The sequence below is a fragment of the Pseudomonas oplopanacis genome (genome assembly GCF_057128725.1).
The window spans coordinates 211,523-223,792 of sequence record NZ_JBSKHV010000007.1; the positions used below are offsets into that span (position 1 = coordinate 211,523).

The window sequence follows — 12,270 nt, forward strand, 5'->3', positions numbered from 1 at the left end:
TCCCCCGCTTCGCACAGCAAAAAGGCGAGCCATTTGGCTCGCCTTTTTCATGCCTGCTACAAGGTGGCTGATTACTGCGCGAGAGCCCGCAAGTTCGCCAGAGTCTCGGCGTCCAGCGCAATGCCTTGAGTAGCGGACTTGGCCCGTTGCGAATGGCGCCGATCACCCGGCAAACGCTTGAGCCCCACGCCGTGCATCTGCCGCACCAGCTCCTGACTGCGCTCGGCAAAGTTTTGCCCGGCGGCCTTGCTTGGGTCGATGACGATCAACAGTTGACCGGTCCATGGGGTTTTCGCGCCCGGATGGTTCGACCAGTCAAACTCAAAGGAAAAGTTGCCGCCGGTCAGCGCCGCCGCCAACAGTTCCACCATCATCGACAAGGCGGAACCCTTGTGCCCGCCAAACGGCAGCAGTGCACCGCCTTCGAGAATCGCTTTCGGGTCCTGCGTCGGCTGGCCAAGGCTGTCCACGCCCATGCCTGCCGGCAAGCGTTCGCCCTTGCGAGCCGCGATCTGCACATCGCCATGGGCAATGGCGCTGGTAGCCAGGTCAAAGACAATCGGCTCGCCATCCGCGCGCGGGGCGGCGAACGCGATCGGGTTGGTGCCGAACAACGGACGATCAGCGCCGTGCGGCACCACGCAGGTCATGCTGTTGACCACGCTCAGCGCCACCAGCCCTTCGTAGGCAAAGGGCTCGACGTCCGGCCACAAAGCGGCGAAATGGTGCGAGTTGCGAATCGCCAGCACCGCGATGCCGGCGCTGCGCGCCTTTTCCACCAACAGGGAACGTGCGGCCGCCAGGGCGGGCTGGGCGAAACCATTGCCAGCGTCGACCCGGACGAACCCTGAGGCCACGTCTTCGACCACCGGCACAGCCTGGCCATTGACCCAGCCGCTGTTCAGCGTCGAGACATAACCGGGAACGCGGAACACGCCATGGCTGTGAGCGCCGTCGCGCTCGGCGCCGGCACAGTTGAGGGCCAGGGTTCTGGCGACGTCGGCAGAGGTGCCATGACGCAGGAAAATCTGTTCGAGCAATTGAACGAGCGCGTCGAAATCGAGCGTTTGGGTGTTCGAACTGACGGCCATTTCGGGCGATGCGGTCATCTGAAGCTCCAGTTTTATTATTGAGTACGGGCAACAGGGTGAAACAAGGTTGCAGGGCAACCCAAAAGAGTCGCCGATTAAGCGCTGCTCTACCGGCGTCCTGTCAAGCCTGAGCCACCCGATCGGCTCAAGCAATATGTACCGCACGCCAGCCTTCTGATGACCGTACCGTTTTTCCTCCACCCCATACATCGAGGAAAACCATGACCGATCCCTCAACGCCCTATTTTTTCGACGAGGCAGAACGCGCCTCCAATCTGCGGCAGCCCGGTGCCCGGGAAAAAGCCCTGAGCTTTACCCTTGCCGACCTGAAATGGTTAAAGAACGTGTATCTGGCGACCGAAGTCGCCCGCACCGCGCAAAAAGAACCGATGTACGTTTACCTGCTGCTACTGAACAGTCCAGGCACGCCGGATATTCCATTGGCCGGCGCGTTTGCCATGAGCCGCCCGGACGATGGCGAGGTCACGCTTTACACACCATGGAAAGGCTTGATCAAGTTTGCTGACATGGACGATCTCAAAAGCAAACTCAAGGAATGGCTGGCGTCGGACACGGGCAAACAGGAGTTGTTGCGCTTTCTCTCTATCGAACAACGCAACGCGCTATCCGCCACCGCGACACCTGACCTGTCCACAACAGAAATCGCCGGTGCAGTGTTCCAGGATCAGCAAACCCGGCTTGAACACAATCAGGCGCTGAATATCAGCACGATGATGGGCGAACTGCTCAAGATGCCGACGTTGCAATCAATGCTGGATGACTCGCTGAAAAACGCATTGCACAAGCCGTTTCCCGGTTTGGACCAGCGCCTGACTCGACTGAAGAGTTTTGTCAGGACGGCGTCCCCCTTCAACGAAGGTGAATACCATCACACAATTGCCGAGCGCTCACTCAGTGATGCCCTCCTCCACTTTTACCTGGCCAACGAGTGGCCCGTGGGCGACTCCAGAGTGTTCGCCCACCCAGGGCACGGTGTGAGCAGCGACGCCGATAACCTCGCCTGGGAAAGCGCGGTAAAAGAGATCGCCCAAAGCTTCACACCGCACTTGCACAGCCAGCTCGACGTGTTCTGGAACACGGATATGAGTATTGGACGGTCACGCCGGGCGTTTTTCAGCGAGGGCTTGCGCGATACGTTTCACCTCAAGCTTCTACTTCAGCGCCAGGACGGCACGTTAACGACGCAGGAATACCTGCAACTGAAGAAAGTCAGCAGCGCCTCAACCGACGCTTCGTTGCGCGTCGAAAAAGTGCGGGTCACCGCCCCCTTCAAGCACTACGCGGAACTGGCGTCGGCGCTGATAATTGGCGCCGCCGATACGCTGGGTTTTTTGTACACCCCGTCTCGCGGCATCGAAGCCACCGACACGCTGTCCGCAGTGAAGACAATCGTGCTGCAAATGCTCAAAAGCGAAGGGCATGAGGACACGTTGCTCAACTTCATGTCGCTGGAGGAACGCAGTACCTTTCTGGCCTTGGCGCCCGATGAGTGCTTGATTGAAGGCCGCTCCGTCACCGGGCCGGTATTTGAAGAAGTCATTGCCAGCATCCTCGGCAAGCAACGGGACAACCTCAGTCATGCCTTGAGCCGTTACCGTGAAAGCGAAGGCACGTTGTCCCCTCATGCCTTGATTGATAACGCGCTGGATGTCCGTGGTCTGCTTGACGACCGGCTGCTGGCTTGCGATGCCGCCGGCCGCTGGAGTACTCGGGTTGACCTGCGCTGGAGTGCGCAACCGGTGACCGTACGTGCCGATTCGGCCAAGGAAGGTCTGCTGCGCCTTGATTCGGTTAAACAGGCGCTCGATCAACTCCTGGACACACACCCGGCCATTCCCCCAGGGCTGCGCACCCTTGCCCAGGCACAAAGCCTGGTCAGTTCATCGGTGGCGAACCTGCAATCGAGTTTCACCCACACCCTGTCAACGGCATTGCGCACAGAACTGAAGCTGCGCACGGTCACACGGACCCTGGGGGCGACGGAACAGGCCATCATCAAAACCGTGCTCGACAGCCCGATTCACTTGCAACGAGCCGCGCTGAACGGTTTCTTGCCGGGCGTATTTTCCCTGGCGCTGCAGCCAAGCGGACTTACAGACCCGTTACAACTGGCCAGTTGTTTTGTAGTGACTGAACGAGGAGGCCTGGACCCGAAGCATTCGGGCAAGACCATCTTGTGGACGCCGGCCTTGGGATTTGAGGCCTTCGAGTCACTGTCACGATTACGCGCCGCGCTGGATCATCGCCTGAAGGACCACACGTTGCGTTTAACACTGCTGGAGAACCTCGGCCGTAGCGAGCGATTACCCGACAGAAGTTACACGTTGGCGGCGCTGCAACAGATCCACGGGCATTTTCTCGATCACCTTCAAAAGCCCTATGTCCAGCTCGACCAGACATGCATCACTCGCGCATTGGCCACGCCACTCCCCACCGCGCCACTGGCCGACCTGCTGAACCTGGTGGCGTTACGGCAGCCGCTGACAGGATTACGCCGAGCGACGGACATTGCCTTGTCCCTGACGACTCAACAAAAACTTCCGACATGGTTGGCCAACGCCTCGATTAAAGACCTGGTGCTGCACGGGGAACTGCTGCAGCAATACCTCGATAACGTCAAAGACGACGAGGACTACCTGACGGGCCTGCGGTCTCTGCACCGGACGGCTCACGTGGAACTGGGAAAACAACTCAAGGCAGGCACCTTCGACATCGACCCGGACAAGGTGCTGATCCTGCTCAGCGCGCGCCCAACGGCACCGCCCAGTGTGCAAACCCTCACCGATTTCGCATTGACGCCTTTCAAGGCGCTGGACCAGGCCCGATTCACACTGGAATCGCTTGATAGCACCGTGATTCCCGATGAGATGGACGAACGCTACATCAAAGACCTGATACGAAACCTGAAAACAGGCGAGCAACAGCAAAAAATACTGAGTGAGGCCCTTGCCGATACCCCGGCCAATACAGCCCGCCGCAAACGCTTCTACCGACAATTGCCCTGGCAACTGATGCATTACGCCCACACCGAAAAATTGCAGGAACGCCTGAGCGAAACCGGGTTTGATCTGGTCCGGCAAATCATGGACATGCCGGACGCCATCGCTCGCGCGGCAGTCGACGGTGCCCACGCCCTCATTCGCCCGCTTGAGTTCCTGGGAATCAAACCGGCACAGGCCATCAAGGTTGTGGGGGTTTACCTGATCGGCTCGGCCACGGATAGCACGGCGCCCCAAGTCCTGGTCGCGCCACACAGCCCGCATCACGGGGTCAAGGAATATGCAAGCGAAGCGCAACTGCTGGCAGAGTTGAAAACGCGAGGGCCGCTGCTCGACTGGATTCTCACCCACCTGCCGCAGCCCGACCGGACTCTGCTGGAGCAGCGGATGGCCATCCCTCTCAACCGCGGCACACGAGCTACATCTGCGTCGTCCGGGAATCACGCCAGCGAGGTGACACTGGCGTCCAATCCGATCAGGGGGCACCTGTTCAGCCAGCTGTTCAATGACAACGCGGCGCTGTTGGGTCGATTGCTCGGTTGTCAGTCCGACGACAAAAGACACACGGAATGGGCGACCATCAAGCACGTGCTGGGCGAAGATCTGCACCAGGCCCTGTCGTTTTTCATGGGAAAACTCACCTACCCCATAACGGTTTGGCGCAGTTATCGTGACATCAAGCAATCCGCTGAAGACCTGCAGACGCATAAGTGGGGAGCGGCGATAGGGGCATTCATCAGCGGCATTGCTCAACTGGCAACGTTACGGCAATCGCTGGGGAATCAGACTCCAGTGCCTTCAACGCCCCTGGCGCCTGTGCCGGCAGCACCCGCCCGCCGATTCAACTGGCATGACGTCGACATCACCGCTGCCGAACGCACGCAGGTTAGCCGCCATGAAGGCGTCGATGTCGATCTGGGTTCACTGACACCAGACTCGTCGCTTGGGCTCTATACCCATCCAAAAACCCGAAAACTGTACGCCCCCATCGAAGGAAAAGTGTATCCCGTTGCCAGGCATGGCACTCGCTGGCGCATTGCAGCCCCCCAAAACCGTGGTCCGGTTCTGCGCCAGAACCTGGCGAAACAATGGAGCCTGGACCGGGAAATTCAACCGCCCCACTTCAGCCTCTTAAACCGGTTGGATACCGCTATGGCGGTATGGGGAGGCATGAACATCGACGCCAGTGGAATGCCACGGATCCGACAACTTTTTCCGCACAAGGCCCGTCAGATCGACGAAGCGCTGGACCAGGCAACCACCTATGCCTGGAACAGTTTCCGAAACCTGCAATTGCTCAAGACTTCCGACGGCACACAAACCCCGGTGCATCGGCTCGTTGCCGACTTTATGGGCGTATCGCAAGTACTGCCCACGCATGTGGAGCTGCTTGAAAAAGTCGTGACTGCGATTTTATCGGCCTTGCTGGACCCAACTCTCAGAAAACCTGATTCCAATCGTTTTGTGATCGGCAGGTTGATTGCAGGCGCGGAGCATACATTCGCCTTCATCGTTCCCAGCGATGCCAAGAAAAAAATCCACCTTGCCGAAAAGTTCTTCGCATCCACCTTCGACCACTACCGCCAGTACCTTAGCGATGCGCAATTCCCTATAGGCGCCCATAGCCGAGCGATGACGATTATTCATGAGCTTGGACACATCGCGTGTAACGCCGAAGACATTTCCTACCTCGACCCCGGCCGCCCATTCACTGATCTGTTCAACACGTCAAACCCGGTGGCCAATGTCCTCAAAAACGAGTTGTCGACGATACAAAGCACCGCACTTTCGCTACAGACGCCCTATACCCAACTATTCATGGCGTTGGACCCTGATACCGGCGAATGGCAGGAATTGGGCCATTCCATTCATGAGGACACTGAACGAGTGAAAGATCGTGTTTTGGAGTTGACTGGCGCAGAAAACCTGAGCGGGGCCCGCCACACCTTCAAGAAAGACCCGCTGATCAGGCTGAAAGTACAGCTGGGTAACGCCGACAGCATCGCTTGGCTCATTGGTCATCTGGGACGACAACTCCACGTCAGCACGCCCTGAACTGAAAAAAACGCGGATTTGATGGTTAATTGCCATGACGACTGTTCTCGCAGACTTGCTCGCAAGGTTAGAATGCCGGAAATCAGGATGAGTCAATGACCGACAACTCTCTATCGCCAGACGACTATGACGCGATCACCGATGCCGCCGCGCATTGGTGCATGCGCTTGCATGCCGTCGACTGCACGGCTGAAGAACGGGTAGCGTTCGAACGATGGCATGACGCCAATCCGCTGCATGCATTCGAATATGAGGCCATGCTGGAGATCTGGGAGGTTGCCGGGGATCTGCCGCGTCCTGAAGCCGTCAAGCACGGTCCGCGCCTCAAATCCGCTACGCCTTGGCGCAGTGTCGGTATTGCCGCCGCGGTGTGCGCCCTGGCGTTGCCGTTGGCGGCGTACAGTGGATGGAGCATGGGTTGGTTGCCCAACTCATACCAACACTTTGAAGCCAGTGATACGGTCCGTCAGGTCACCCTGAGCGACGGCAGCCAGGTTGAACTGAATCTTGGCAGTGAGCTGACGTTCGGCAACTATAAGGATCAGCGGCGGGTGACGCTGAAAAAAGGCGAAGCTTTCTTCAGCGTCAGCCATGACACGACTCACCCTTTTGTCGTCAAGGCCGCCAGTGGCAGGATCCGCGTCACCGGGACCCGATTCAACGTCTGGATGTATGAGGACCAGGTCCGCGTGAACCTGATTGAAGGGTCGGTGCTGGTCACCAGCAACGACGACCTCCCCGGCGATGGTCTACGTCTCGGTCCGGCCATGCAGGCGCGCTTTAAACAGGGCGACTACGCGCCACAAATCAGTCAGACCTACACCAACGATAATTCGCTGGCCTGGCGCAGTGGCAAACTGGTGCTTGATAACCTGGCACTCACCGATGCCCTGCCGTTGATCAATCGTTACCTGAGCAAACCGGTGATGGTGGCCGATCACAGCACCGGCCAGATCCGTCTCGGTGGTATCTACAACATCAAGGAACTCAACAACCTGGTGGCGTCCTTGCCCAAAGTGCTGCCGGTTTACCTGACCCGCAACAAGGACGGCAATCCGGTCCTCAACTCCATTCCGCTACAAACCCCGAAAAGCTGAAGGCCGCGACCCTTGTGGGGTGCGGCCTTCGTTTGTTGCTCCAGGTACCTTTGCTGTTATTGCGCAGCCACTGTGCCGGCTTTTCCATCCTGCTCGCGAATCGTCTGCGCCTGGTAGTGCGGGTCTGACGTGATCTGCTGCTCGGTAAACGGCAGCACACTCAACTGCTTCTTCGAAAACGCCAGCGTCTGGTCCCGCGCATACTTCGAGCCCGGATCGCTGGACAACGAGAACGCCAGCAAACCCTGAGCGTGCGGCCCCTTGTCATCGAAAGTCACTACCTGCAGGTAGCTCGTGCCGCTGACCACTTCAAGTTTGCCGTCTGTTCTCGGCACGCTTTGAATGGCGTTGTAGATGCCCAAGGAGCCGGGGCCGCCATGGATCGGCGTTTGCTGGCCGCCGCTGCTGACCACCTGAACATCACCCCAACGTGCGTCGGACTTCAATCCCTGGGCTTTCACCTGTTCAACCGAAGCGAGCATGGCCTCGCGAAGCGCCTTGGCGACATCCGCCCGGTCAATGGCCAGGCCTCGCGGAGTGTCTTGCGGACTTTCGGGATGAAATGCCACACGCCAGATATCGGGATTTTGCTGCAAGGGTTCCATGACATTCTGGAAGTGGACAAAACCCAGCCCGCTGTCCAGATTCGCACGGCGGTCCCACGCCTTTAGGCTGGCACACAACGGCTTCAGTGCCGCAGCATCGTCACCCAGGTCACCGGCACAGAATTGCAGTAGATCCGGCATCACCTGCGCGGCCAGGTACACCTGATCGTCCATCACCATCCGTTGCAAATCCGCCGCCGTCAAAGGTCCGGCCTTGTTCAGCGTGGCCAATCGATCCAGTGCAAAGCGCGAACGCAAGCCCAACGGCTGGCCTTCCTGGCTGATCAGCGGCGAGAACCCGGTGAGCGGTTGCGCCGGGTTGGCCATCCAGGCTGAATCATTGGAGTGCTGCACAAAATCCTTGCGCGACAACTGCGGCAGTTTGGCGGATGCATAAATGCCTTTTTGCGCCGCTTGCGGGTCAATGTCCCAGGCGCAGGCACTGTTGGAGCCGTCGAGCATGATCATTTGCAACCCGGCCCGTGGATCGCTGCACTTGGCCAGTTTCTCGGCGCTCACGTTTGGCACCACCGACAAGTTCATGTACAGCGTTAGCCCCTGGTCATCCACGGCCAGGGTGTTGACCCACGGGATGCCTTGAAGGGTGTGCACCGAGGCTTGCAAATCCTTGAGACTGGTTGCCTGGTTCATCGCATACCACTGCTGCAAGACCCGGTCGTTATCCAGGTTGGCGTCGCGCAGGCTGTACGCGTACTCAGCGTCCCAATCGAGTTTTCCGGGCCATTGCACGACCGGGCCAAACTCCGAGCTGTACACCACGTGCTCGACCTGTGTGGTCTGACCATCAGGTTGCTTCACCTTCACCGTCAGGGTTTGTTTGTGCAGTGGTTTGGACTTGCCGTCCAGCAGGTAGCGGGTCGGATCCTTCGGATCAAGCTGCAATCGATACAGCGTGAAATGTTTGGACGAATCCACGGTGTGGGTCCAGGCCAGGTGCTGGTTGAATCCGATATTGATCATCGGTAATCCCGGCAGCGCAGCGCCCATCACATCCAGTTTGCCGGGAATCGTCAGGTGCATCTGATAGAAGCGCATTCCGCCAACCCATGGGAAATGCGGATTGGCCAGCAACATCCCGCGACCGTTGAACGAGCGTTCGCTACCGACGGCCACGGCATTACTGCCGCGATCCAAAGCAAACCGCTGCATTCTCGAGTCAGCCACCTGGAATGACCGCGGCTCAGCAGGGACCTGCGCGACGGCTTTGGGCGGTGTAGCGCCGGCCAGCGCTTCGGCGAACTGCCCTATTCCGCCTTCGACCAACAGTCGACGGGTCAGCTTGACCAGATCCTGGGCGGTAATCTCTCGTACCCACGCCCCCTGACACTGCGTCGGCAAACCCTGAGCACGGTGTTCTGCCAGCGAACGGTTGTAGCCGCTGACATATCCATCAATGAGTTGCTGCACTTCGGGCGTTTGCGCCTGCCAGAAACCGGCGACGGCTTCAGGAGTATTCAACCAGGTGAAAAACAGGTCGCTGACCAGATTCTCGCGCTCTTCGACGGTCAGCTGTTGCGGACCGAAGTAGCGTGAACGCTCACCATTGACGGTGACAATTTCGTTGGCCAGCAAACACAGATTGTCCTGAGCGTAGGCGTACCCGATGCCATAACCGAGCCCCCGCTCATTGTCGGCACGAATGTGCGGCACGCCGAAACTGGTGCGGCGAATGTCAGCGCTCGCCTGTTCTGGCTGACTGCGGGCGTTTGCCGCAAGACTCAGCGTCACTAACAAACCCGCAAGGCTTAGCCTGGTTAACTGCCTGGAAATAATCACACTCGCTCCTGATCGAAAAGACAAACACCCCGCCTTTCTCAAGAACGAAACAAAAAACAAAAATTTAGGCTCGCAAAGCCATTCCAAATGGCCTTCTCACATGCTGCTCACATGCTGCCGACAAATTTTCTACATTTGGGCCTTCATTATTTGTCGTGCTCGTTCGTCTAAATGACTGAAGAGCCCCCTTCACATTTTCTGGCCGGCTCGGAAAAGGAGTTTTTGCATGTACAACTCGCAACTGCCAATGGACGGTAGCAATGCACCAACGGGCCCTGCCATGGGCTCCGGTGTTTTCGAGCGCGGCGAGCGCAATGGCAATGAGCGCATCCGATTGCTGCTCAAGAGCTTTGGCCTGCGCACCAGCCTGATTCGCCTCAAAGTCATTGATGCCTTGCTGGTCGCCGCCGAAAGCGAACGCAGCCTCGGCGTGCGCGGCGTGCACAGCCACTTGCTGGACCTGGATATTCCGTTGTCCTTTCTCAGCGTGCGGGAAGTGTTGAAACGCTTGTGCAGCGAAGGCGTGATCACGCTCAATCCGGACAAAAGCTACAGCCTGCATCCGCACGCCGTAGCCATGCTCCATCGCGATTCATCCGTTCAGGATGCGTCGCTCAAGGCTTGACCTTGCGACGCATCACGCCGTTGATCACCACCACGATCACCGCCACGCCAATAGCGATGTACTGAAACAGCTTCTCGCTGATGACACCTTCGTTTTGCAGATACGAAAGGCCGAACATGATCCCCAGCACGACCAGGGAGATCAGAATCGAGTATTTCAAACGTTGCGATTGAGTCATTGCGAGTTCCTGAACCTGAAAATGTATCCGCTTTGTATCCGAACGCATGCCAATCCCCTACCTTTCTGCGGGGATGGCGCGCTGAAAACGGGGTCTCATGTTACAGCCGATGAAGAGATTTGGCTTCATAGCGGCGTTAACCATGAGGATTTCGAAATGTTTCGTCGAATCACACAGCTGATTCCCCTGATCGCAATTTTGGCCTTGAGTGGCTGCATTATTTTCCCCCACGGCGGTTGGCATGGGGACCACCACTACGACCGTGGCGGGCCCGGCTATTACGAGCATCGATAACTTTTTATGGGCACGAGCTCTATACATTATTTACTTTAGCTCGTAGGAAAAATCTCATAACCCCTTAACTAATGCCCGCCCTGTTGCGGGCATTTTCGCACACGCTTATTCACTCCTCCCACCCTTCAATACACGCCGAAACATCATGCAAGACACTGAAACTTAAAGTCTCAATCGTTCATTAGGGCTTCCCCTGCCCGATGAATATTCTTATCGCGAAACAACAAAGCCCGTCATTCAACTTGCAACGAAAAACAGGAAACCCATGGACAGGCCTTTGATAAACATAAGCCCGTATCATTTACTTGGCTTTTGCTTCGCAATAACACTATTCGAACTACTGACCTACATGGCCAGCGACATGATCATGCCCGCCATGTTGACCGTCACTCATGACTTGAATGCCAGCGCGCAACATATCCCTTTCGCTTTCAACCTGTATCTGGCGGGGGGCGTTCTTTTGCAATGGCTTATCGGGCCACTGTCCGATCACTTCGGCCGCCGCAAAATGTTACTCATCGGTTGCGCACTATTTGCCCTCGCCTGCGCTGCTGCATTCAGTGCGCAAAGCATTTATGCGTTCAATGGATTACGCCTGATACAGGGCATGGGATTGGGGTTTGTAATCGCCGTCAGCTACCCGGAATTGCAAGAAATATTCTGCGAAGCGGACGCAGTAAAAATCATGGCACTGCTGGGAAATGTCGCCCTGCTTTCTCCCCTGCTCGGCCCGCTGTTGGGCAGCCTGTTGCTGGAGTGGCTGACCTGGAGGGAACTGTTTTTATTGCTGGGCATGAGCGGCTTGCTGGTCTGGCTGGCACTTTACGTGTACATGCCGGAAACCGTGGGCACGTTGCGCCACGACGGCCAACGCCTGATGGCCGTACCGTTTGAATGGGGCGGCACTGTACGCCGTTATGCCGCACTGCTCGGTAATCCGCGATTACTCAGTGCCACTGTCGCGCTGGGCATCATGAGTTTGCCCTTGATTGCCTGGATCGGGCTGTCGCCGCTGTTGCTGATGCATAATCTGGGGCTGTCGTCGCTTATGTACGGCCTGTGGCAAATCCCGGTGTTTGCTGCAGTCATTCTTGGCAATCTGATACTCAATCGATTGATCGCCAAGACCGAGATTCCCCAACTGATTCGATACGCACTGTGGCCGCTGTGCGGCGGGCTCGTCGCATTGGTCATCCTCAGTGCCTACGGCGTCTCGACGCCCTTGCTGATCAGCTGCCTTGGGCTTTACGCCGTCGGCCTTGGCATGAGCAATGCCGCACTCTACCGCCTCGCGTTGTTTACAAGCGACGACAGCAAAGGACTGGTCTCGGCCATGATCGGCATGATCTCGATCGTTGTCATGGGGGCCGGCGGCTCAATTCTCGCGGCAGTCGGCGCCGGTAATAGCCATGAATCCTTTGCCCTGATGGCGGGCATCGCAGGGCTCCTATGCCTGTTGCCCTTGCGGTTTTTTCTACGCCGCAACGCTGTCGCACTTCCCGTCTGAT

The 12,270-nt window shown here is 57.7% G+C and carries 7 protein-coding genes; 4 read left to right on the forward strand and 3 right to left on the reverse strand.

What is annotated here, in order from left to right:
• Nucleotides 1–71 precede the first annotated feature (71 nt).
• Nucleotides 72–1,109, reverse strand: a complete 1,038-nt coding sequence (locus tag ACWKV5_RS16390) for an Ldh family oxidoreductase (RefSeq protein ID WP_483842096.1) — start codon at nt 1,107–1,109, stop codon at nt 72–74.
• A gap of 203 nt (nt 1,110–1,312) precedes the next feature.
• Here ACWKV5_RS16390 and ACWKV5_RS16395 point away from each other — a divergent pair, with 203 nt between their 5' ends.
• Nucleotides 1,313–6,166, forward strand: coding sequence for a dermonecrotic toxin domain-containing protein (locus ACWKV5_RS16395; protein WP_483842097.1), 4,854 nt, complete (start codon nt 1,313–1,315; stop codon nt 6,164–6,166).
• A 95-nt stretch (nt 6,167–6,261) separates the two neighbouring features.
• Nucleotides 6,262–7,263 carry a FecR family protein gene (locus ACWKV5_RS16400; protein WP_483842098.1) on the forward strand — a complete coding sequence of 334 codons (1,002 nt, stop codon included), beginning with the start codon at nt 6,262–6,264 and terminating at the stop codon, nt 7,261–7,263.
• 56 nt (nt 7,264–7,319) lie between these two features.
• Here ACWKV5_RS16400 and pvdQ read toward each other — a convergent pair whose 3' ends face one another.
• Nucleotides 7,320–9,665 carry a bifunctional acylase PvdQ gene (gene pvdQ, locus ACWKV5_RS16405; protein WP_483842099.1) on the reverse strand — a complete coding sequence of 782 codons (2,346 nt, stop codon included), beginning with the start codon at nt 9,663–9,665 and terminating at the stop codon, nt 7,320–7,322.
• Nucleotides 9,666–9,891: 226 nt separating this feature from the next.
• Between pvdQ and ACWKV5_RS16410 the strand changes: the two genes are divergently transcribed.
• The gene (locus ACWKV5_RS16410) at nt 9,892–10,290 is read left to right on the forward strand and encodes a fe2+ zn2+ uptake regulation protein (protein WP_483842100.1); all 399 of its coding nucleotides are present in this window, start codon (nt 9,892–9,894) and stop codon (nt 10,288–10,290) included.
• On the opposite strand, the gene ACWKV5_RS16415 is transcribed toward ACWKV5_RS16410, so the two are convergent.
• Nucleotides 10,280–10,468: a hypothetical protein gene (locus ACWKV5_RS16415; protein WP_427634392.1), complete on the reverse strand. Its 189-nt coding sequence runs from the start codon at nt 10,466–10,468 to the stop codon at nt 10,280–10,282. The genes ACWKV5_RS16410 and ACWKV5_RS16415 overlap by 11 nt on opposite strands.
• A gap of 559 nt (nt 10,469–11,027) precedes the next feature.
• On the opposite strand from ACWKV5_RS16415, the gene ACWKV5_RS16420 reads away from it, so the two are divergent.
• A complete protein-coding gene (locus ACWKV5_RS16420) occupies nt 11,028–12,269 on the forward strand; it encodes an MFS transporter (RefSeq protein ID WP_483842101.1) in 1,242 nt (413 codons plus the stop codon).
• Nucleotide 12,270: the final 1 nt, after the last annotated feature.

Excerpts from the sequence above, each read along its gene's own strand:
- ACWKV5_RS16390 (WP_483842096.1), bottom strand. The coding sequence starts at position 1,109 with ATGACCGCATCGCCCGAAATGGCCGTCAGTTCGAACACCCAAACGCTC.
- ACWKV5_RS16395 (WP_483842097.1), top strand. The coding sequence starts at position 1,313 with ATGACCGATCCCTCAACGCCCTATTTTTTCGACGAGGCAGAACGCGCC.
- ACWKV5_RS16400 (WP_483842098.1), top strand. The coding sequence starts at position 6,262 with ATGACCGACAACTCTCTATCGCCAGACGACTATGACGCGATCACCGAT.
- ACWKV5_RS16410 (WP_483842100.1), top strand. The coding sequence starts at position 9,892 with ATGTACAACTCGCAACTGCCAATGGACGGTAGCAATGCACCAACGGGC.
- ACWKV5_RS16415 (WP_427634392.1), bottom strand. The coding sequence starts at position 10,468 with ATGACTCAATCGCAACGTTTGAAATACTCGATTCTGATCTCCCTGGTC.
- ACWKV5_RS16420 (WP_483842101.1), top strand. The coding sequence starts at position 11,028 with ATGGACAGGCCTTTGATAAACATAAGCCCGTATCATTTACTTGGCTTT.